Source organism: Mariprofundus ferrooxydans PV-1 (assembly GCF_000153765.1).
Taxonomy (GTDB): Bacteria; Pseudomonadota; Zetaproteobacteria; order Mariprofundales; family Mariprofundaceae; genus Mariprofundus; species Mariprofundus ferrooxydans.
The window spans coordinates 1,209,849-1,230,330 of the sequence record NZ_DS022295.1 but is presented as its reverse complement, the minus strand read 5'-3'; the positions used below and the strand labels follow the sequence as shown (position 1 = coordinate 1,230,330).

Genomic DNA, 20,482 nt, shown 5'->3' with positions numbered 1-20,482 from the left:
CGTATCCGGTTTTAACACGCCGGCGATGATGTGATGAAATCAAAGGCAGGGCTGTTCACGCAGTCCTGCCTTTTGGTTTTTCAGGGTCTTTCACTACAGAAGCAAGCGGCGGTATTTCCGGCGTACGACAGAGAAAAGAGTCAAAAGCTTTCACCAAAGGGGTTTGGGATTATGAGCGAGATTGATGCGCTGAAAGCTCAGCTGGAATCACTGCAGTCCGAGGCATTGGCAGCCTTTTCAGCAGCCGGAGATTCGGCCGCACTGCAGCAGCTGCGTGTTCACTATCTGGGCAAGAAAGGGGCTTTGACCGAGGTGCTCAAGGGTGTCGGGAAACTGCCGCCGCAAGAGCGGCCGGTGATCGGCCAGCATGTAAATCTGGCTAAAGCGACACTCTCGGCAGCACTCGACGAATGTGAGGCGGAGCTGGCACTCAAAGGCAAGGCTGCGCGCATTGAAGCGGAGCGTCTGGATGTAACCCTGCCCGGTCGTAACAAGAGTCCCGGTGCACTGCATCCTGTGCAGCAGGGGCTGGATGAAATCACTGCCATCTTTGCACAGATGGGCTTTGCCGTAGCCGAAGGGCCGGAGATCGAGGACGAGTTTCATAACTTCGATGCGCTGAATATACCGCCCGAGCATCCGGCTCGCGCCATGCACGATACCTTTTTCCTTAAAGAGCTGACGCACGGCGATGATGCCGAGCCGATGCTGCTGCGTACCCATACGTCACCGGTACAGATTCGCACGATGAAGCGCTTTCTGGCCGAAAACGGCGAGCCGCCGCTGGCGGTTGTGGCACCGGGTCGTGTTTACCGCTGCGACTACGATGTAACCCATTCGCCGATGTTTCATCAGGTGGAGGTGTTCAAGGTGGACCGCGATGTCTCCATGGCGCACCTGAAAGGCGTGCTGAAACATTTTCTCTCCACCTATTTTGAAAAGGATGTGGGTATTCGTCTGCGTCCGCACTACTTCCCGTTCACCGAGCCCTCTGCCGAAGTCGATATCAGCTGCGTTTTCTGTGCCGGCAAGGGTTGTCGTATCTGCAAGGGTAGCGGCTGGATTGAAGTGCTGGGCTCCGGCATGATCCATCCGAACGTACTGCGCTCGGTTGGCGTTGATTCCTCCGAATTCTCCGGTTTTGCCTTCGGGCTTGGTGTGGAGCGACTGGTTATGCTCAAGCAGGGCATTCCCGATCTGCGCCTGTTCTTTGAAAACGATGTCCGATTCCTGCGCCGGATGGGGGTGAGCAAGTGAAAATTCCATTTTCCTGGCTGAAAACTTATGTGTCGTTGACGGCTACTCCGGCACAGATTGCCGATGATCTGGTACGACTGGGTCATGAGGTTGAGGCTGTAGAGCTGCCGCGCGCTGCGGTGAAAGGTGTGCGCGTCGGACTGATTACTTCCAAGATGCCGCATCCGGACGCCGACAAGCTGAGCTTGTTGAAGGTGGAGATCGGTGAGGCGGAAGCGCTGGATATCGTTTGCGGTGCATCGAATATGGGTGAGGGCGACAAGGTGCCGGTGGCCACGATCGGTACCAGCCTGCCGGGCGGTCTGGTGATTAAAAAAGGCAAGATCCGCGGCGAGGTTAGTTGCGGTATGTGCTGCTCCGAAGTTGAGCTGGGTCTGGCCGATGAGTCAGCCGGCCTGCTGATTCTGCCGGCCGATGCGCCGGTGGGTGCCGAGGTAGGTGAATATCTGGCGCTGGAAGAGGCGGTGTTTGATCTCTCCATCACGCCTAATCGCGGTGATTGTATGAATGCACGCGGCATCGCCCGTGATCTGGCAGCCGATGCCGGCCTGCCGTTTACCGATGTTACACCGGCCGCTGTAGCGATCGATGCGGCGGTAGCCACGCCGTCTGTGACGGTTACAGCCGCGCAGGATTGTCCGGTCTATATGGCCAGAGCCATTAACGGTATCAGTCTGGCGGATTCGCCGGAGTGGATGCAGGCCGCTCTGATCATGGCCGGTATGCGTCCGGTTAATGGCGTCGTTGATGTGCTCAATTATGTGATGCTGACCATGGGCCAGCCGATGCATGCATTTGATGCCGACAAGTTGAGCGGTGATATCGCGATTCGTGCGGCTGCAAGTGGCGAGGCGTTTGCTGCGCTCGACGGGCGTGAATTGAAACTGCATGCCGGCGATCTGGTGGTTTGTGATGATTCCAGTGTCATAGCTCTGGCCGGCATTATGGGTTCCGAGCCGTCGGGTGTAAGTGATGTGACGACGAATATTGTACTGGAATCAGCCTTTTTCCGTCCTGCGCGGGTCAGCGAAACGCGCCGTACTTATGCCATGGTCTCCGAGGCATCGATGCGCTTTGAGCGTGGTGTCGATCCGTTGATGGTTGCCACGGCGATGGGGCAGGCCACGGCAATGATTATTGACCTGTTTGGCGGTTCGGCAGGCGAGATTGCTGTGTGTGGTGATGCGACAGCGATTAACGCAGATCGCACAGTGCTCTGTTCGCTCTCCCGGCTGGAATCCCGTTTGGGCGTTGAGATCCCACAGGCTACCGATGAAGTGTTGGCACGTATGGGCTTTACCCTGTCGCGACAGGGGGATGCGCTGGAGGTGACGGTGCCGTCATTCCGCCATGATGTGTCGATCCCTGAGGATCTCTCCGAAGAGTATGCGCGTGTGATCGGTTTTGATGCGATTCCGACGCTGTTGCCGCCGCTGGCGACAACGGCACCGGCAAAAACGGATCGCTCGATTCATGATGCGGTAGCCGGTGGCTTTCTGCAGGTGGTGACCTATGCCTTTATTTCGGCCGGGGAGCAGCGCCTGTTTGTAGCCGATGACGGACTGGATATTGCACTGGCCAACCCGATTTCCGATGCGATGAGCGTGATGCGTCGTTCGGTTTGGCCTGGTTTGCTCAATACCGCCAAACGTAACCTGAACCGGCAGCAACCGGGCGTGGCTCTGGCCGAGCAGGGACGTACCTATGTGCGCAGTGATCGCGGCCACGATGAAGAGAATGTGCTGGCCTGGCTGATGACCGGCGAGGTGGAATCGGATCAGTGGTACGGCCATGCGCGTGCGGCAGATTTCTTTGACCTCAAGGGTGCTGTGGACGGCTGGTTGGCGCTGCGTGGTTTGAGTGGACGCTTTATCGCCGATGATAGCATACTGGGTTTACAGGCCGGACAGAGTGCAAAAATCATGGTCGGGCGTGTTGAGGCCGGTCGTATCGGCCGCGTGGATGCTGATCTTGCCGATCAGTTTGATATCGATGCACCGGTGTTTGTGGCCGAGATCAATCTGGATCTGTTGCCGACAGGTAAGCAGGCGAAGTTTGTACCGCTGGCGGAGTTTCCCGGTGTGGAGCGCGATCTGGTGTTCCTGTTTGATAGAGGTGCAGCCTCCGATGCGATTCTCAATGCAATCAGGAGTGCAGGTGGCAAGCTGCTTACGGAGGCTCGTATCTTCGATCTCTACGACGGCAAAGGTGTGCCGGAGGGCAAGGTTAGTCTCGGTATCCGCTTCACGCTGCAGGATGGCAAGCGTACTTTGACGCAGGCCGATTCCGATGCCGCCTCATCGGCCATTATTGCGGCCATGGATAAACGCTTCGGCGCAGCCCTGCGCTAGGATTTTGTGGGACAACAGGGTGGATTAATAGTCCGCCCTGATTGTCCGGGTCTGCATTTGCGCAAGCCTGTCTGATCGTCTATATCTCCTCTGTAACCAATCCGGGGGAGGCAAGCGATGGGTGTATCTGAAAAAGGCGGCACTGAAAATGATCCCGGCGATTATATTCGCGGGGATGATTTCGATAAAAAACTGCTGCAGGCAGAGCTTGAACATATTCAGCAAAGAGCGGGTGTGGAGCAGGATTTCGCAACGCTTAAGAAAAATCTCTTCGGCCTGGCTTTTTCCGGCGGCGGTATCCGCTCCTCCACATTCAGCCTCGGCGTGATGCAGGCGCTGGCCGAGAAGGGGTGGCTCAAGCAGTTTCACTACCTCTCGACCGTCTCCGGCGGCGGTTATATCGGCGCATCCCTGACCTGGCTGTTGCACCGGAACTGGAGTGATGGCAACGGCAAGCCGCTGCGATTTGATGCCGAGCAGAATTTTCCCTATTTCCGTTTCCATGACCAGCCCAAGGCGCCGGATAAAAGTACAACCGAACGGGATAAATATGATCGCTCCAAACGCTTGATGCGTTATCTGCGGCAGCACAGCAAATACCTGACGCCCGGTCACGGCATCTCGATGGCATCGCTGTTGGCGGTAATCCTGCGCGGCGCTTTTTTAAGTCTGCTGGTCTTTGGCGGTCCGCTTGTTGTGCTGATGGGTATACTCTCCCTGACAGGGCTGCTTCATGATGGTATGAATCCAACCCTGCTGCTTTCCGGCTTGCTCCTTGCAGTTATGCTGGTGATCAACATCTACTTTGGCATACGTAGCGGCAAGAAGCGCGATAGCGACTCGGCCTATGCATTGCGACGGCAATACGACGAGTATGCGGGAAGATTATTAGTGGTTACCGCTCTGCTGGCCGTGCTTGGCACCATTCCGCTTGCCGCCCACTACCTTCAGCTTCAGATCTCCTCGTCTGTTACTGTTGCCGGCATTGTCAGCTCTGTTTTCGCCATTATGAAATCTCAGGGAAAAGATGAAGGTAAAATACCGCTGGGTCTGCTGGGGCCGGTTGCGGCAACGCTGTTGATCTACGGTATTCTGCTGGTGAGTTATCTGGGTGGTGTTGCTCTGGCAGCGGCAGTCGTTAAGGGATCATTTGCTGCACTGTTTGCCGTGTTGCTTTTGACCGTGATCCCGTATCAGCTGGCCTTGCGCGCCAATATCAATCATATCTCCATTCACCGATACTACCGCGATCGCTTGATGGAGCTGTTTATGCCGGATGTGAATGCGCTATTTCATAACGGCTCACTGGATCGGGCCGATCTTGCCAATAATGCGATGCTGTCGGATATGTGTCAGTTCTCCGCTGATCCGTCGAATCCCGCTGATGGACCCTACCATATTATCAATGCCAATATGGTGACCAAGGGCTCGAAATACATGAAGCTCAGTGCTCGTGGCGGTGATAACTTCATCTTCTCTCCACTCTACTGTGGCAATGCCGTGACCGGCTGGCGCGGTACAAAAGAGTATATGGCAGGGATGATGTCTCTGCCTACGGCCATGGCCATTTCGGGGGCTGCGGCGGATCCGCATGGTGCACCCGGCGGGGAAGGGCTGTTACGTAATGTGAGTGTGGGCCTGCTGATGGCACTGTTTAATGTGCGGCTGGGTTACTGGGCGGTGAATCCCAGACGGTTTGATCACACATCCGGCGGCTCTGATCAAACGTCCGCTGGCTGTTATCCGAACTGGTTTATGCAGGGGTGGCGCGAATTAAGCGGTTCGCGCATGGATGAAAAGGGCCCCTTTGTACATCTGGCCGACGGTGGTCACTTTGAGAATCTGGCGATCTATGAATTGATCCGGCGCAGGGTGAAAATCATTGTGGTATGCGACGGGGCGGCGGACCCGGATTACAGCTTTGCCGATTTCAGCAATGTTGTGGAGAAGGTACGGGTTGATTTCGGCACGGATATCATCATGGATAAGTCGTTTCTGAAGATGTGTCCGACGCCCGTACGCGATGAGCACGGTAACCTGGCAAACCGGTATGCCGTTGAAACAGCTGAGCAGGGCTATATCAAGGGCAATATCTGTTACGACGACGGTTCGACCGGTACGCTGGTATATATCAAGACCACGATGACAGAGGGGCTTCCCAAAGATATTTACGGCTACAAAAATGCGCACCCCGACTTTCCGGATGAAACGACTGCCGATCAGTTCTTCGATGAAAAGCAGTTTGAGGCCTATCGTGAACTGGGTTACCAGATCGGCTTGCGGGTGACCGAAGATAAAGGGTTGGAAGTGCCGTTTTGAGAGATGCGGATGCGCTGTTGTAACCGCTCTGATGTCGCATAGATTCCCTGACCAATAGCAGGCAAGGGATGATCAATGTTAGCAGGTGTAGATGAAGTAGGGCGTGGGCCGCTGGCCGGGCCTGTGGTGACGGCAGCGGTGATTTTGTCGCCGGATGACCCGTATCTGGGGCAATATCGCGACTCCAAGAAGGTGGCTGAAAAGAAGCGCCTGAAACTCTATCACCATATCCGCAAGCATGCGGTGGCCTATACGGTAACGATGGCTACGGTAGAGGAGATTGATCATCTGAATATATTGCATGCGACGATGCTGTCGATGCGTCGCTCGGTTGAAGGGCTTGCTGTGCGACCGGTGAGAGTCGTGGTCGATGGCAATCGCATTCCGGATCTGACCATGCCTGCCGAGGCGATTATCGGAGGTGATGATCTGGTGCAGGAGATTGCCGCAGCCTCAATCATTGCCAAAGTGGTGCGGGATCGGCTGATGGCCATGCTCGACGTCCGCCATCCCGGCTATCAGTTCACCAAACACAAGGGCTATGGCACGAAGGTGCATATGGATGCCCTGCGTGAACATGGCCCGTGCCCGGCTCATCGCCGCTCGTTCGCTCCGGTTACGAAACTGCTGTAACCTCTCACCACAGAGGAGCAAGCGCCGGCACTCCCGGCGCGCGTTAGTTCAAAGCTTTTACCACAGAGGACACGAAGGACGCAGGGGAAAGCATTATATATTTGATGCTGTCAGATTATTTATAAGGTAGTGCGCCCGGAAAGAGAGTGACATCCACCCTTCTTATTATGTTTTTCCTCTGCGTCCTTCGTGTCCTCCGTGGTGAACTGCCTTATAGTATGTAGCGGGAGAGATCCTCGTCGGCGCTGATTTCACCCAGTTGGGCGAGCACATAGGCTGCATCAACCTCGATAGATTCTCCGCCCCGATCTGAAGCCTCGAAGCTGATATCCTCGAGTACGCGCTCCAGTAGTGTATGCAGTCGTCGGGCACCGATATTTTCGGTTTTCTCATTCACAAGTACGGCAATACGGGCCAGCTCCGCAATGCCCTCATCGGTAAAGCTGATGCTGACATTTTCCGCCTGTAACAGTGCTGCGTACTGGCGGGTCAGGGATGATTCCGGTTCGACCAGAATACGTCTGAACTCCGACTCACCCAGTGCATTCAGATTGACCCTGATCGGGAAGCGTCCCTGCAGTTCCGGTATCAAATCGGAAGGTTTGGCCAGATGGAATGCACCGGAGGCGATAAACAGCACATGATCGGTTTTAATATGTCCGTAGCGGGTGTTGATTGTTGTGCCCTCAACCAGCGGTAGCAGGTCGCGCTGAACCCCTTCGCGGGAAACGTCGCCGCCGGTTCCGCCACGATGGGTGATCTTGTCCATCTCATCGAGAAAGACGATACCGTCGTTTTCCGCCCGATTGATCGCCTCATCCCTGATCGCATCCTCATCGAGCAGGCGATCGGCCTCCTGTTGCTGAATAATTTTCATCGCATCGGCAACGCTCATGCGTTTGGGCTTGCTCTGCTTGCCCATCATGCCGCCGAGCATCTCCTGCAGATCCATGCCGCCATCGCCACCCTGATTGGGGAATACCTGCATCATCGGCATGCTCGGCGTCTGCTCTACCTCAATTTCGACCTGACGGTTATCCAACTCGCCCAGACGCAGCTTGTGGCGCATTTTTTCCCGCGAATCGTTGTTGCCGGCAGGGCTGCTGGCTACGGCAGGGCCGTTGGGATTGACCGAATGCGGAATCAGGATATCGAGCAGACGCTCTTCGGCCATCTTCTCCGCAGGAATCTGGACGCGGGTCAGATGCTCTTCGCGTACGATCTTGATTGATGTGTCGACCAGGTCGCGGACTATGGTTTCTACATCGCGACCGACATATCCCACTTCGGTGAATTTCGTGGCTTCCACCTTGATAAACGGGGCGTTGGCCAGTCGTGCGAGTCTGCGTGCAATCTCCGTTTTACCGACGCCGGTCGGGCCGATCAGCAGGATATTCTTCGGGGTGATCTCCTCGCGCATCGGTGAGGGCACCTGCTGGCGGCGCCAGCGGTTACGCAGGGCGATGGCTACCGCCCGTTTTGCATCATGCTGGCCGACAATATAGCGGTCCAGTTCAGAAATAATTTCGCGTGGTGTCATCGTATGGCTCAAGCCTGATTCTCCTCGGGAATGGATTTGATGGTGATATTGCTGTTGGTATAGATGCATATGTTGGCGGCAATCAGCATCGCCTCGCGGGCAATGTCGCTGGCTTTTAGTTCGCTGTGATGAACCAGAGCCGTGGCTGCAGCCTTGGCATAAGCGCCGCCGGAGCCGATGGCTGCGACGCCGTCGTCCGGTTCCAGTACATCACCATTACCGGAAATAATCAGCGTATTGTCGGCATCGGCAACAATCATCATGGCTTCGAGCTGACGCAGGTATTTATCCGTGCGCCACTCCTTGGCCAGGCCGACGGCTGCACGCATCAGGCTGCCGCCATGCTCATCGAGCTTGGCTTCAAAACGTTCGAACAGATTCATTGCATCGGCTGTTGAGCCTGCAAAGCCGGTCAGGATGGCACCATTGCGAATCGAGCGAACCTTGCGACCGCCATGCTTGACGACGGTGTCTCCCAGTGTGACCTGGCCGTCACCGCCTATCGCGACCTCACTATTTTTGCGTACACAGCAAATGGTTGTGCCGCGCATGGAAATTCCAGCCATAGCTTTACCTCTCAAGTTGAACTACAGCAGACAATGCTAGCCGTGTAAGCGTGGCTCGTCAGCAGCTATCACTGTCAATTTTATTCGAATGCAAATTAAGGGATTGACGAAAGGCGCACGGATGCCTAATGTCCGCCGCCTTCGCAAGAGGGTCTAAATAATCGGGGCGTAGCGCAGCCTGGTAGCGCATCTGGTTTGGGACCAGAGGGTCGGGTGTTCGAATCACCCCGCCCCGACCATTTAGAACTGTTGTGGAGTTTTTTTGTTTTAGCGTGACTGGCGAGCGTCTGTAGCTCAACCGGATAGAGCAACGGCCTTCTAAGCCGTAGGTTGCAGGTTCGATTCCTGCCAGGCGCACCACCATGATGAAGTCTGGTGGACGTAGCTCAATGGTAGAGCCCCGGCTTGTGATGCCGGTGGTTGGGGGTTCGAGTCCCCTCGTCCACCCCAGTTGCACGGATGCGATGATTCGCTATGATTCGCGCCGAAGCATGGGCCGTTAGCTCAGTTGGTAGAGCAGCTGACTCTTAATCAGCGGGCCGTTGGTTCGAGTCCAACACGGCCCACCATGCATAAAAAGGAGTCCTTCGGGGCTCCTTTTTTTATTCTCACTTTATTCCGGATATGTCATCCCGAATCTTGCACGCCGTCGCTGTTTCACTCCCGGAAATAACCTCTTTTCTGATCGTAGCAATGGCTATGCTATCCATGCTAGCGTAGCGACTATGGGGAAGACGGATACCAATATCATCGAAGAGCTGACATCGCTGGCCGAGCGGTTGCCGGAGGAGAAGGAGCGGCAACTGCTGAGTCTGATTGCCAGTTGGCGTGAGGATGTGCGCCGTTCTCCGCGCGAGTCCTATAATGAACTGCTTCACTTTTCCTCATCAAAGGGGGCGCACTATGGCCATGCCCGCGATATCAGCGGCACCGGCGTGTTTGTTGAAACGCTGGCCGACTTTGAGCTTGGCGAACAGGTCAGTCTTGAACTGACGTTTATTTCCGCACCGAATCCGGTGAGGCTCACGGGTGAAGTGGTACGAAAAGAAGAGGATGGCGTCGGTCTTCGTTTTGATCAGCAAAGTCAGGATCAGGTTGCCAAACTCGATGATATTATCAGCCAGCACGCGCTGATCATGCATCCGCCGGGGCGTTGATCCAGGACGCAGCGCTTTATACTATTAAGCAGACTCTTCTTTTTATAAACAGACGCTCCTAGAAATGATCCTTCTGTTGTCGGATATGGGTAAATACAGCTAATGCTTCGGGTTTAACCGCTTTTCCGGCTGCGTAAGCGGACAGAAATGCCGCATCCAGCGGCCTGAGAAACGGGTTGGTCGCTTTTTCAATCTCGATGGTGGATGGAATTGTGGGGATATCCTGCTGCCGCTTCTCACTATCACGTGCCAGCCGCTCTTTCAGTGTACTGTTCTCCGGATCAACCATGACGGCAAATGCGAGGTTGGCCAGCGTGTACTCATGGGCGCAATAGATACGGGTATTGCCGTCGAGCTGCGCGATCTTTTGCAGGCTCTGCCACATCTGTGCCGGCGTGCCTTCAAACAGGCGCCCGCAACCGGCGCCAAAGAGTGTGTCGCCGCAGAAGAGTGCATCATCCAGCAGGTAGGCGATATGGCCGCGCGTGTGGCCGGCAACATCAAGTACGCGGATATTGAGTCCATCCACCAGCGGCGGAGATGCCTCACTGACTTTCAGGTTGATGCCCGGTATGCGCTCTGCATCGTGGGCTGCACCGATAACAACTGCGCCAAAATCCTTTTTCAGCGACTGATTACCGTCGGTGTGATCCCAGTGATGGTGGGTGTTGAAAATATGAGTCAGCGGCTTGCCCAGTTCGCGACATGCGCGCCGTACGCTGACTGCTTCGGCCGGATCAATGACAATCAGTGCACTGGAAGCATGCGCTTCAATCAGATAGATATAGTTGTCCTTGAGTACAGGCAGCTGGTGAACGGTGAAATTGCTGTGATTGTATGAGAGCATGCGGAGAGTTTAACCTCCCGGAGGGTAGTATGTCACATGGTTCTACCAGGACCGTTCTGACGGCGTTAGCCGGCAACAGTCTGGTTACGATGGCCAAATTTTTCGGTTTCTTTGTTTCCGGTTCGAGCGCGTTGCTGGCCGAGGCTGTACATTCGCTGGCGGATACCGCCAATCAGGGGCTGTTGTATCTGGGGCTGCGCCGCTCTACGCGCAAAGCCGATAGCGAGCACCATTTCGGGTACGGTCAGGAGCGTTACTTCTGGAATCTGGTATCGGCCGTCACCATCTTCTTTCTCGGCTGCGGTTACACCATTATGCATGCCGTGGAGCAGTTGCATGATGCGCATCAGCCGGAGCTCTCCTGGATTCCGTTTCTGATTATCGGCGTTTCGTTTCTGGCTGAGGGTTACTCCCTGGGCGTGGCGCTGACGGAGTTCAGGCAGCAGGCGGGGGCAGCAGGCAAACCGCTGCGTACCTATTTTGTTGAAACACGTGATCCGACCACGCTGGCGGTATTGATTGAGGATAGCGTGGCTGTGCTCGGACTGATGGTTGCACTGATCGGTATGGGGCTGGCGGCATGGACCGGCTCTGCCATGTTCGACGGCGTTGCGGCCATCTGTATCGGCCTGATGATGGGGGTGCTGGCCCTGTTTCTGGCCTCGATCAATCGCAAATATCTGCTGAACAGGTCGGATGATGAGGTGAATAACATCGCCGCCCGCGTCTGGCAGGCAGACAGGCAGGTGCAGCATGTACAGAGGGTGAACAGTATTGTGCTCTCTCCCGATGACACCCTGCTGATGGCCGAGGTTGAGCTCAGGGAAGAGGCGATCTTTGCCGATATGAGCGCTGATGAAGTGAGCCGGGCCATTCGTTTTATGCGCAAGCTGGACATGATCCGGCGTGGGCTGGAAGATCAGGTGAGCAGGCAGGCGCCCGAAGCCCGACATATATTTATCGAGTTTGCCACACCGGAGGATAAACCGGATAAAGCTTAGGGTGGTGCTCGCCGTTCGTTTCTTCTATTATTGCATTTCAATTTATAATCCCCAAGGAGAGTTCCATGAGTGTATTGGTTGGCAAACAAGCCCCTGATTTTACCGCTGCAGCTGTGATGGCAGACGGTTCTATCAATGAAGAATTTTCACTGTCCGACTATGACGGAAAGTACGTCGTTCTGTTTTTCTACCCGCTGGACTTCACCTTTGTATGTCCGTCGGAGCTGATTGCATTTGACCACCGTATCAAGGAGTTTGAATCCCGCGGTGTACAGGTAATCGGTTGTTCGGTTGACTCCCAGTTTACCCACGCAGCATGGCGCAATACGCCTGTGAATGCCGGTGGTATCGGTCCTGTATCTTATCCGCTGGTGGCAGATCTGACCAAGACGATTGCTGCTGATTACGATGTGCTGGTTGATAACGATGGCATTCAGGATGAAGATGGCGATATGGTCCACCTGCTGGGTGGTTCGGTTGCCCTGCGCGGTTCGTTCCTGATCGACAAGGATGGCACTGTGCAGCATCAGGTAGTTAATAACCTGCCGCTGGGCCGTAACGTCGATGAGATGCTGCGTATGATTGATGCACTGCAGTTCACTGAAGAGCATGGTGAAGTCTGTCCTGCCGGCTGGAACAAGGGCGAGAAGGGCATGGTTCCTGATGCCGACGGTGTTGCATCCTACCTGGCAAGCGAGTCAGACAAGCTGTAATAGTCTGGCGCAAGATGTGTGAGAAAGCGGTCCTGCGGGGCCGCTTTTTTCATTTGCGTAATTGGCATTGCCTTCTGCGGACAGCATGTTTATCTTTCGCCGCCCGAAGTGAAGGCGTCAGCCTTATTCGGGTTAATAAAACGGAAGGGTGGCAGAGCGGCCGAATGCACCGGTCTTGAAAACCGGCGATGGGAAACCATCCGTGGGTTCAAATCCCACCCCTTCCGCCATTTATTACATTGTACACGTACGGAGAGATGGCTGAGTGGCCGAAAGCGCGCCCCTGCTAAGGGTGTATAGGCTAAAACCTATCGAGGGTTCGAATCCCTCTCTCTCCGCCATACAATAAAAAAGCGCGCCTTTACGGTGCGCTTTTTTATTATATGCCTGAAGAGGTGTCGATGCGGCCCTGTGGTTCGATAAATTGGCAGGACAGCCAATTTAGACGGCCGAAAGGCCGCCTGTAAGGTGAGGGGCAGGAGCCCCGAATCAATCCCTGTTTAAAGATAGCGCGCCTTTATGGTGCGCTTTTTTATTATATGCCTGAAGAGGAGGGGCGACGACAAATTTGCAGGAGCAAATTTGAACGACTGTATGGTCGGCCCGCAGGGTCGAAGGCATGGAGCCTGACATAAACCCTATTGGGTTCATGTCGCACATCCTGTGCTCCACCCATACGGGCGCTGGAGTGTGCAATTTTTCTGTCCTGAAAAATTGTCATGTCGCACATCCATGTGCTCCACCCTTGCAGGGCGCAGGGCGTGCAATTTTTCTGTCCTGAAAAATTGTCGACGAATCGGCAGGATAGCCGATTCGAACGCCACTTGCGGCGGCCCCGCAGGGGTGGAGGGCAGGAGCCCGACATAATCCCGCTGTTTGAGAGCGCACCACAGGGGCAGGGCGCAGAAACCCTCTGACATCATCCTTCTATTTGAATTTACGTAAGCCCACAGGATACGCTTTGCCTGCATGGGGTTAATTAAACCGCAGAATCAACACGCCTTATCTCTATTACCCTTTCTTTTCATTTCCGCCCGGCTAGCTTTGCGGCATGAAGCGAATCTCTCAACTCAGTTATTTTGCCCTGCTCGCATCTGTGATCCTCATCAATGGTGGTTGCGAGCAGCAGAAGGCGGAAAAGATTCAGTGGCAGTTGCCGCTGGAGGCTCCGGATGATCCGCATGCGGTGCAATCGCATGTTACCGTTCCTGATTGGGCAACTGCGCGCCAGGGCGATGCGGAATTAGTCTGGTTGCAGAAATCCACGACGCATCTGGTGCATACCAAGCTGGCGTTGGGCGATGCCGCTGACGTGGAAGGGTGGCATATTCGCCTGCTGGGACTGGCCTCCGGCTTGCGTGTTAAAAATAGTACTTTTCTCGACGATGAAAATGTGCATAATCCCGCCGCGCTCGTGGAGATCAGCCGAGGCGGAAAGGTAGTATACCGTGGCTGGTTGTTTCAGGAGTTTCCGGAATTATTTGGTTTGGACGATCCGGAGTGGAAAGTTTGGTTGAAAGGCATTACGCTTCGCGCCGCAGCAAAAACCGAAGGTTAAAAACAAGGCTCCCTTAGCTCAGCTGGATAGAGCATCTGACTACGAATCAGAAGGCCGGGCGTTCGAATCGCTCAGGGAGCGCCATATAAAACAAGGACTTACAGCTTCGGCTGTGAGTCCTTTTTCTTTTATGGGTTCCCTTTTGGGTTCCCTTTTGAATAACAACATGCTTTTTTGTTCTACAGTCACTCAGTTGAAAACTGTGCAAACTTTTTGTTTTCTTTGCGTGTTGGCAATCATCAGATATTATTAGTGCTATGCCATACGAAGAATCTGAAGACCCATTCACAGATGTTTGTCCGAAATTAAAAAGTGTTGCCACAGTTAAACGGGAATCATCCAAGGTTGCTTTTAGGGTGGATAATTCTGACATTGGTGAACCAGATGAAATTGTTGTCTGTGATGATGAGGATATACTTAGGGCATCCATATATTCAATAGACCCATGTACTAATGATGGGAAAAAAAAGAGCTATTTGAGACTTCTTTTGGATTTTTATGGCTATGGAAGTTCTATGGCACTGGACGCTCAGAAAAAAGAATGGCGAATCCTTGAAGAAGCTTTGAAAACTAATGGGCCGGTTAGCGATAAGATACTTAAGCCACTTTATCAAACACTTTTTGACACATTGGCAGTTGAAAGTGATGAATGCTCTCTATTTGGCTTTTTTGCTTTCGTTCTTTCAGATGGAGGGTTGGATGCATTGCCATCTGATAGATTCCTTAAAGAGGCTCGAAAGAAGCAAGGTCAGTCTGGGGGATATAAGGGGCATGAAAATAGGAGCTATGTTCTAAGGGCTGAAGCACTTAGATTGGCTGATATTCAGAGAGATAATTCCAGCACTGCAAGCCCACGTAGTATTTCAGGGAAAATACATTCTGAGGTTCAGTCGTTCGCAAAAAAGAAGGGCTTATTTCTATCACCCGACCCTTTTGGGGCTCTCTATACATCATGGATAAATCCATATTTAAAAATAAGAGAAGAAGCTTGTCGTTTGGCTGATGAAGTGAGAAAGAGCAATAACAATATAACGAATGATGAGATTTGCGATAAAATCTTTATGGACTTAAACTCATTTGCTTCTACGGATAAATCCATGAGTAAGATGATGGAACAGGTTGTCACTGATAAGGAATACTTACTTAAATGGATTTGATATTATAATGCATTGACAATCTGCAATGGGAATAATTAATTGTTGTATCTATTGAACGATTTTGGTTCTGCTTAGGTACAATGACAAATACTTAATTATTTTCTCTGGTATATAAAATCTTGGAAAGAACTCCTTCCTAAATACTATTTTTTCATCAAAAACTTCCACATATCATAATGCTTGCTTTAGTACTAAGCATAGTATGTTGAGTACTCAACCTTCTATCGCATGAACCCCTCCTCCCCATAATGGCCCCCTGAACAGCACGAAACCTGCTGTTGTTTATATAACATTAAAAGGAGAAATACATGCAAACAATTCGATTTGCGCAATTGCAAAAACGTGTCCCGTTATCACGGACACAAATTTGGAGATTGGAGAGGCAAGGGCTATTCCCCAAACGCATTCAATTATCAGCCAACACAGTTGGCTGGGATGCCGCTGAAATCGACGAATGGCTTCAGCAACGCAAGGAGGCATCCAATGCTTAATCAGCAATCAATCACGAAGAGGAAACCCTCTTCACATCAAACTATTAAGATAAATAAGGAGAATAAAATGAAAATAAACGTAAAGGACAGTAAAAAATTAAATAAGGCTATTAAGGCCGCTGAGGGAAAAAGTTGGGCAAGGACAATGACGGCTGAAGATATACAACCTCTGATTTCTGATATTGAATCAGTTCTTAGGCTCATGGCACCAAAAAAAGAGTGGCTTGGAAGTACGTTTGATTTAACTAATGCTCATCATATTGCTTGTTCATATTTTGGTTATCCTAAATCTACGTTTGTAAGAATTGAACGATTCACATCAGGATGGTTTGTGACTCGCATAAGCAGAGAGGATGCAAAGAATATAGCAATATTCCCTGTAAAACTTCCAAAGTTCAGCAATTCAGAGCGACATGTTCGAAAGGTGTTTAACAGTGTGAAATAAGAAACCCACCTTTTTGAGGTGGGTTCGGAAATGCGGTTCAAGTTGTTTGGCGACCTCTTGAACCGCTATTTTCCTCAATCTGCCTGCAAAAGTCAACGGGTTTCCTTAATAACTAAATCTTAAGGAGTTGAAAATGTCAGTATATAAAACTGAGGGTTCCCTGCGCCTTGTCGATAGCGCTAAAGCAGAGGAAAATTTATTATATCAGAATGAAGTGGACGTATGTATCCCTGATGGATGTGAATATGTGCTGAGTCAGGGGCATACCAGCTTGCTGATTACTGTTGGCGTTGATAACGCTCTTGCAGCCATTGAGAATGGGTTTCCATGTCTGGCCCTGAAAGATGATTCAGCGTGGGCTATGCAGGCTTATGGAGGTGCTTTAACAAAAGAATCCAGCGTTAATCCTGTGATAGTTGAAGTTGTGCATAGATATTCAATTCAGAATATTCTGATTGTGTGCGAATCACAAATGCGTGATGACGATGATATCATGGAAAATATTAAAACGTTTGCTGAAGCGTTGCGTTTCCAAGTAATTGATGTGGCGGTTGGCGTGACTTGCTGCCCAGTGAGAAAAGGGAGAGACGAACACGGGTATCTTTTACACAATCAAGGTATCAAGCAGTGGTTCCAAACTGAAGATGTTTCGACGGTGATTGGTGCCCTTAATCAGCATATTGATTCTACCGTTAAGACGTATACAGGTGTTCGTAGTATAGGGATTCATGCGTTTATGGATGCTAAGGTTCAACCAAGGAAGAAGCTTCTTGGTGACTGGCTGCTGTATAAAAGCCTATCGATTATTTATGCTGAACGAGGGCTTGGTAAAACACAGCTTGCACTTGAAATTGCGATGGCGGTTGCAACTGGAACTGACTGTCTCGGATGGAAATCTCACGGTGCTGAAGGAGTGCTTTATGTTGATGGCGAAATGAGCGGACATGATATGAAGGTGCGCTTGTCAAACATCATTTCGAGCAAAAAATTGACTGATAACAACATTAACTTTGAGTTGATAACCCCTGAGATATCACCTTGGTTGCCTGACTTATCAACAGAGGAGGGGCGGCATTTAATATTCAATATTGTTGGTCAAAAGAAAATTAAACTTGTGATTATAGACAACATATCAAGCCTATGTCGTAGCAATGAATATTCTGAAAATGATGCGATTTCATGGAAGGCTATTCAAGAATGGGCGGTTGATATGAGGTCGCAAGGTTGCAGTATTATCTTCATCCATCACGCGGGAAAAAATGGAAAGCAAAGGGGCACGAGCAAACGTGAAGATGTGATGGATATTGTGATTGGCCTTAAACCAATTAAAGATGATGCAGCAAATGATGATGTTGGCGCACGTTTTGATATTCTATTTGAGAAAACCAGACATTCTTTTGGTAGTGCAGTCAAACCCATAAGGGCAGAACTACATACCAGCATCGATGGAATTCGAACATGGGATATATCAGACCCTACAATTGATAAAAATATTCTTGAGGTATCTAAATTAAGGTTAGAGGGTAAAAGTTATCGAGAGATAGCAGATATCTTAGGTATCAGCAAATCAACAGTCGAACGGTTAAATAAAAAGGCTATTGAGAGTATTAAATGATATGGGATGTGACATTGTCCCTTTGTCCCTCTCCTTAGAGAGAGGGACATGGGACAGTTGTCACTATGAATGGAATTAACACAACATCATAGGTGTAAAGGATGAGAAAAGTTTAGTAAACAATAGTTTGGAATATTATTCTGCCTCCGGCGGCAAGCGTAACGCTTGACCTATTCTTAACTCAATCAGTCTGAGAAGCGCCTGATTGAGTTAAGAATGTATGTTCTTGGGATTTGTTATTTGGCTCGTAAACTCGCAGACAACATCAAGAAAATATATTGTTATCATTAAGAAATGACGGTAATAACATAAGGAGCATACATGGTAGATAAACGCCAAACGGTAACATGGGAAGAGCTAAGCTGGTCGAACCATATCGAACAGGAAGCTCTTGTTCGTTTATTAATTAATAAAGGTATTCTTTCACAAGAAGAGTTGCTGGAGCAGGTCAGAGCGGTCCAGAAAACATATTCGGAGCAGAAATCATGAAAAGATTACTATTGCTGTTATCGATGCTGATGGTTGCCGGTGCTGGAATTGCGTCAGCTTCAGAGATTCGGGACTACATTAACGATAGGAACTGTGACCAGATATTGGATAAGGGGTATTATCAGATTTGCTATGACTACCGTGCCAAAGGTGCCAAATATGTTGCCTATACGCTTGACGGTTCCAAGGTGAACTCCGGCAATATCAAGAAGCGTCCGAGGTTCTATCCAGATAAATCTATTCCGAAGAAATACAGGACGACTTCCTCTGATTATACACACAATGAATTCCATGCAGACCGTGGGCATCTGGCTCCGGATGCCAGTTTTGATTGGAGTAAGCAGTCGCTGAAGTCGGTTTATTCGATGGCTAATATTATTCCCCAGTACCGATATATTAACCGTAAAACTTGGGTGAAGGCGGAGAAATATGAGAGGCAAGTGGCGAGTAAGCTTGGGGCAGTGACGGTAATTAATGGTGTAGTCTATGGTGATTACCGGCAGAGGCTTCGGAAGTCTGGGATAGCGTATCCTGTAGCGTTCTGGAAAATGTTATATGATAGCAATGGGTTTGAGCGGTGCTTTTTTTACAAGAATGACAGCAATGCCAAAATTAAAGGTGATAAGCTGAGAGACCATGTAGTAGACTGTAATGATTTAAAATAATCATGAATATTTTGATGTGTGTAGGCCGGTAACTTGAGAAAAGTCTTGGATGTAAATATGTCTCGTGACGACGAGTTGAGGGACTTCTTGGAGGAAGGGAATCAAGTTGTTCTTCTCGATGAATTCGTTGTTGAGTGTTTTAAATCTGGACGACCTTACCAAATGCTATACAGGAACTTGGAGATTCTTCGGCAACACCCTCAATTAGTGGTTGTTCCTTATAGCCGTGGAGAGTTGGTCAGGCGTGAACTTGAAAACGGATTGCGAACATCCTCTGATGAAGTTGTTTGTCATGAGTATACTGAAACCCTCAGGTACCTACTGAGTTTGAATGAAGAGCAGTTAAAAGATGAGTTGGTCGAACATGAGCCAAAGGCCCAAGGTTTAATAGAAGACAATAATGAGTTCTCAGAGGATTACATTCGATGTCTGGCTGCAAAAGCGGGCCAGCTTGATATGAGAGAATACCATCATGATAAAGAGAAACTTCAAGCGGATATTGCTTGGGTAGTTATTGATGTGGTCAAAGCATTGTTAGAGAGAGACTGTAAGAATCGATATGAGATTGATGATTTCATACAAAACAAGTCGATGCTTTTTATAGTTACATATGCCCACCTCTGGAAGGTGGTTCAATGGCGACTCAATCACGGTTATCAACAGAGCAAAAAGATTCCTAATGACGGTTTCGATTTAAAATATACGGCTCTTTCCTGTTACTTTGATGGGATTCTGACGAGCGAGAAGTGGCTATCAGAGTGCAGGGATTCGATTCTTTCGCACTATAATAGGTGAGCTGTATTCTCTCTCCAAACTTAATACTTAGCTCTTATTGTTGATATAGAGCCATTCCCAAAAAGTCAAGCAAAATATTTTTGTAACCTACTGAAAAACAACGATGTTTTTATTGACTTTTTCTCAATCTTTGTTATGATATTGAAGCTATCACTGGAGCGCTTCTGTAACAACAGCTCCCAAACACGAGGTAGCAAACCCATGAGTAATACAACTTAAATCCTTCTCTCAGGCTTGCCTGACACAACCCACTTGCTGTTTTTTCAGCCGCTTAATTGCGGCACAGATATCTATTGCCTGAACGGAGGGCTATATGACACGAGAAGAACGAATCTATAAACGATTGCTGAAGGTGTTTCCTGATTTGGAATCAATGGATATAGGCGGTCACCGGAAGGTCGTCAACGAGCCTTATATGCCGCTGAGCATGGATGTGCTGGCAGATACTGAGTACGGAAGGGTTATCAGTATTGCACATAACTACGTTCAGAATGGCGATGTTATGGCAGACCCAGACATGCAGCTCCTTGTCAGCTTCAAGAAGCAAACCATTCAGGGGATGACTTTCCAAAACGATGGGCTGGGTATCTACCAAGAATGTTTGTTCTTCGATGATAACGGGAAGCTGATGGTGCAAATGAGTTTGCTGAAGAGCTTGAACAAGTTCTTGGATACGTGGACGAAGAATCTTATCGCCCAAGGTTTTGTTGAAGCCGCTCAGAAGCAGGAGGTATGCGATGCCGATTGATGACAAGGACCTTCCTGAAGGCTGGACTCAGCAGGACTGGGATAGAGCATTTGGCACCCGTGACGCCGAAGTGGACCCTTTCAAGCCTACTCTGGAGGAGTTGAATACGCTGACCAAGACGGGCTCTAAACCTGT

The 20,482-nt window shown here is 50.6% G+C and carries 19 protein-coding genes and 7 tRNA genes; 23 read left to right on the top strand and 3 right to left on the bottom strand.

Features of this window, described 5'->3' with window-relative positions; all coding sequences use genetic code 11:
* Nucleotides 1–171: 171 nt before the first annotated feature.
* From pheS to rnhB, 4 genes are all read left to right on the top strand, one after another.
* On the top strand, nucleotides 172–1,257 hold the full coding sequence (gene pheS, locus SPV1_RS12525; protein WP_009851595.1) for a phenylalanine--tRNA ligase subunit alpha: 1,086 nt from the start codon (nucleotides 172–174) through the stop codon (nucleotides 1,255–1,257).
* Nucleotides 1,254–3,608, top strand: a complete 2,355-nt coding sequence (pheT, locus tag SPV1_RS12520; RefSeq protein ID WP_009851594.1) for a phenylalanine--tRNA ligase subunit beta — start codon at nucleotides 1,254–1,256, stop codon at nucleotides 3,606–3,608. Before pheS ends, pheT begins: the two co-directional genes overlap by 4 nt.
* 117 nt (nucleotides 3,609–3,725) lie before the next feature.
* Nucleotides 3,726–5,927 (top strand): patatin-like phospholipase family protein, encoded by a 2,202-nt coding sequence (locus SPV1_RS12515; RefSeq protein WP_009851593.1) that lies wholly within the window; start codon nucleotides 3,726–3,728, stop codon nucleotides 5,925–5,927.
* Between the two features lie 75 nt (nucleotides 5,928–6,002).
* On the top strand, nucleotides 6,003–6,560 hold the full coding sequence (gene rnhB, locus SPV1_RS12510) for a ribonuclease HII (RefSeq protein ID WP_009851592.1): 558 nt from the start codon (nucleotides 6,003–6,005) through the stop codon (nucleotides 6,558–6,560).
* A gap of 211 nt (nucleotides 6,561–6,771) precedes the next feature.
* Here the strand turns inward: rnhB and hslU are convergent, their stop codons facing one another.
* Nucleotides 6,772–8,100: an ATP-dependent protease ATPase subunit HslU gene (gene hslU / locus SPV1_RS12505; RefSeq protein WP_009851591.1), complete on the bottom strand. Its 1,329-nt coding sequence runs from the start codon at nucleotides 8,098–8,100 to the stop codon at nucleotides 6,772–6,774.
* 8 nt (nucleotides 8,101–8,108) lie between these two features.
* Nucleotides 8,109–8,666: an ATP-dependent protease subunit HslV gene (gene hslV / locus SPV1_RS12500; RefSeq protein WP_009851590.1), complete on the bottom strand. Its 558-nt coding sequence runs from the start codon at nucleotides 8,664–8,666 to the stop codon at nucleotides 8,109–8,111.
* Nucleotides 8,667–8,828: 162 nt separating this feature from the next.
* Between hslV and SPV1_RS12495 the strand changes: the two genes are divergently transcribed.
* From SPV1_RS12495 to SPV1_RS12475, 5 genes are all read left to right on the top strand, one after another.
* Nucleotides 8,829–8,905 (top strand) — tRNA-Pro (locus SPV1_RS12495).
* Nucleotides 8,906–8,949: 44 nt separating this feature from the next.
* Nucleotides 8,950–9,026, top strand: a tRNA-Arg gene (locus SPV1_RS12490).
* A 15-nt stretch (nucleotides 9,027–9,041) separates the two neighbouring features.
* A tRNA-His gene (locus SPV1_RS12485) sits at nucleotides 9,042–9,116 on the top strand.
* A 43-nt stretch (nucleotides 9,117–9,159) separates the two neighbouring features.
* Nucleotides 9,160–9,235, top strand: a tRNA-Lys gene (locus SPV1_RS12480).
* A 156-nt stretch (nucleotides 9,236–9,391) separates the two neighbouring features.
* Nucleotides 9,392–9,823 (top strand): PilZ domain-containing protein, encoded by a 432-nt coding sequence (locus tag SPV1_RS12475; RefSeq protein ID WP_009851589.1) that lies wholly within the window; start codon nucleotides 9,392–9,394, stop codon nucleotides 9,821–9,823.
* 58 nt (nucleotides 9,824–9,881) lie between these two features.
* On the opposite strand, the gene gloB is transcribed toward SPV1_RS12475, so the two are convergent.
* Nucleotides 9,882–10,670 (bottom strand): hydroxyacylglutathione hydrolase, encoded by a 789-nt coding sequence (gene gloB, locus SPV1_RS12470; protein ID WP_009851588.1) that lies wholly within the window; start codon nucleotides 10,668–10,670, stop codon nucleotides 9,882–9,884.
* Between the two features lie 29 nt (nucleotides 10,671–10,699).
* Here gloB and SPV1_RS12465 point away from each other — a divergent pair, with 29 nt between their 5' ends.
* From SPV1_RS12465 to SPV1_RS12405, 14 genes are all read left to right on the top strand, one after another.
* The gene (locus SPV1_RS12465; protein ID WP_009851587.1) at nucleotides 10,700–11,671 is read left to right on the top strand and encodes a cation diffusion facilitator family transporter; all 972 of its coding nucleotides are present in this window, start codon (nucleotides 10,700–10,702) and stop codon (nucleotides 11,669–11,671) included.
* A gap of 65 nt (nucleotides 11,672–11,736) precedes the next feature.
* Nucleotides 11,737–12,384: a peroxiredoxin gene (locus SPV1_RS12460; protein ID WP_009851586.1), complete on the top strand. Its 648-nt coding sequence runs from the start codon at nucleotides 11,737–11,739 to the stop codon at nucleotides 12,382–12,384.
* 142 nt (nucleotides 12,385–12,526) lie between these two features.
* Nucleotides 12,527–12,614, top strand: a tRNA-Ser gene (locus tag SPV1_RS12455).
* A gap of 21 nt (nucleotides 12,615–12,635) precedes the next feature.
* A tRNA-Ser gene (locus SPV1_RS12450) sits at nucleotides 12,636–12,725 on the top strand.
* A gap of 710 nt (nucleotides 12,726–13,435) precedes the next feature.
* Nucleotides 13,436–13,942 (top strand): DUF2155 domain-containing protein, encoded by a 507-nt coding sequence (locus SPV1_RS12445; RefSeq protein ID WP_009851584.1) that lies wholly within the window; start codon nucleotides 13,436–13,438, stop codon nucleotides 13,940–13,942.
* 7 nt (nucleotides 13,943–13,949) lie between these two features.
* Nucleotides 13,950–14,026 (top strand) — tRNA-Arg (locus tag SPV1_RS12440).
* Between the two features lie 173 nt (nucleotides 14,027–14,199).
* The gene (locus tag SPV1_RS12435) at nucleotides 14,200–15,099 is read left to right on the top strand and encodes a hypothetical protein (protein WP_009851583.1); all 900 of its coding nucleotides are present in this window, start codon (nucleotides 14,200–14,202) and stop codon (nucleotides 15,097–15,099) included.
* 308 nt (nucleotides 15,100–15,407) lie between these two features.
* Nucleotides 15,408–15,590: a helix-turn-helix transcriptional regulator gene (locus SPV1_RS12430; protein ID WP_009851582.1), complete on the top strand. Its 183-nt coding sequence runs from the start codon at nucleotides 15,408–15,410 to the stop codon at nucleotides 15,588–15,590.
* Nucleotides 15,591–15,657: 67 nt separating this feature from the next.
* Nucleotides 15,658–16,035: a hypothetical protein gene (locus tag SPV1_RS12425; RefSeq protein WP_040881991.1), complete on the top strand. Its 378-nt coding sequence runs from the start codon at nucleotides 15,658–15,660 to the stop codon at nucleotides 16,033–16,035.
* Between the two features lie 133 nt (nucleotides 16,036–16,168).
* Nucleotides 16,169–17,650, top strand: coding sequence for an AAA family ATPase (locus SPV1_RS14045; protein ID WP_009851580.1), 1,482 nt, complete (start codon nucleotides 16,169–16,171; stop codon nucleotides 17,648–17,650).
* A gap of 321 nt (nucleotides 17,651–17,971) precedes the next feature.
* The gene (locus SPV1_RS14550) at nucleotides 17,972–18,139 is read left to right on the top strand and encodes a hypothetical protein (RefSeq protein WP_009851579.1); all 168 of its coding nucleotides are present in this window, start codon (nucleotides 17,972–17,974) and stop codon (nucleotides 18,137–18,139) included.
* Nucleotides 18,136–18,804: a DNA/RNA non-specific endonuclease gene (locus SPV1_RS12415; RefSeq protein ID WP_009851578.1), complete on the top strand. Its 669-nt coding sequence runs from the start codon at nucleotides 18,136–18,138 to the stop codon at nucleotides 18,802–18,804. Before SPV1_RS14550 ends, SPV1_RS12415 begins: the two co-directional genes overlap by 4 nt.
* A gap of 57 nt (nucleotides 18,805–18,861) precedes the next feature.
* The gene (locus SPV1_RS12410; RefSeq protein WP_009851577.1) at nucleotides 18,862–19,599 is read left to right on the top strand and encodes a hypothetical protein; all 738 of its coding nucleotides are present in this window, start codon (nucleotides 18,862–18,864) and stop codon (nucleotides 19,597–19,599) included.
* A gap of 313 nt (nucleotides 19,600–19,912) precedes the next feature.
* Nucleotides 19,913–20,347, top strand: a complete 435-nt coding sequence (locus SPV1_RS12405) for a DUF6908 domain-containing protein (protein ID WP_009851576.1) — start codon at nucleotides 19,913–19,915, stop codon at nucleotides 20,345–20,347.
* The last annotated feature ends 135 nt before the right edge of the window (nucleotides 20,348–20,482 follow it).

Coding starts and splice junctions, on each gene's coding strand:
- pheS (WP_009851595.1), top strand. CDS start 172: ATGAGCGAGATTGATGCGCTGAAAGCTCAGCTGGAATCACTGCAGTCC.
- SPV1_RS12515 (WP_009851593.1), top strand. CDS start 3,726: ATGGGTGTATCTGAAAAAGGCGGCACTGAAAATGATCCCGGCGATTAT.
- rnhB (WP_009851592.1), top strand. CDS start 6,003: ATGTTAGCAGGTGTAGATGAAGTAGGGCGTGGGCCGCTGGCCGGGCCT.
- hslU (WP_009851591.1), bottom strand. CDS start 8,100: ATGACACCACGCGAAATTATTTCTGAACTGGACCGCTATATTGTCGGC.
- hslV (WP_009851590.1), bottom strand. CDS start 8,666: ATGGCTGGAATTTCCATGCGCGGCACAACCATTTGCTGTGTACGCAAA.
- SPV1_RS12475 (WP_009851589.1), top strand. CDS start 9,392: ATGGGGAAGACGGATACCAATATCATCGAAGAGCTGACATCGCTGGCC.
- gloB (WP_009851588.1), bottom strand. CDS start 10,670: ATGCTCTCATACAATCACAGCAATTTCACCGTTCACCAGCTGCCTGTA.
- SPV1_RS12465 (WP_009851587.1), top strand. CDS start 10,700: ATGTCACATGGTTCTACCAGGACCGTTCTGACGGCGTTAGCCGGCAAC.
- SPV1_RS12460 (WP_009851586.1), top strand. CDS start 11,737: ATGAGTGTATTGGTTGGCAAACAAGCCCCTGATTTTACCGCTGCAGCT.
- SPV1_RS12445 (WP_009851584.1), top strand. CDS start 13,436: ATGAAGCGAATCTCTCAACTCAGTTATTTTGCCCTGCTCGCATCTGTG.
- SPV1_RS12435 (WP_009851583.1), top strand. CDS start 14,200: ATGCCATACGAAGAATCTGAAGACCCATTCACAGATGTTTGTCCGAAA.
- SPV1_RS12430 (WP_009851582.1), top strand. CDS start 15,408: ATGCAAACAATTCGATTTGCGCAATTGCAAAAACGTGTCCCGTTATCA.
- SPV1_RS12425 (WP_040881991.1), top strand. CDS start 15,658: ATGAAAATAAACGTAAAGGACAGTAAAAAATTAAATAAGGCTATTAAG.
- SPV1_RS14045 (WP_009851580.1), top strand. CDS start 16,169: ATGTCAGTATATAAAACTGAGGGTTCCCTGCGCCTTGTCGATAGCGCT.
- SPV1_RS14550 (WP_009851579.1), top strand. CDS start 17,972: ATGGTAGATAAACGCCAAACGGTAACATGGGAAGAGCTAAGCTGGTCG.
- SPV1_RS12415 (WP_009851578.1), top strand. CDS start 18,136: ATGAAAAGATTACTATTGCTGTTATCGATGCTGATGGTTGCCGGTGCT.
- SPV1_RS12410 (WP_009851577.1), top strand. CDS start 18,862: ATGTCTCGTGACGACGAGTTGAGGGACTTCTTGGAGGAAGGGAATCAA.
- SPV1_RS12405 (WP_009851576.1), top strand. CDS start 19,913: ATGACACGAGAAGAACGAATCTATAAACGATTGCTGAAGGTGTTTCCT.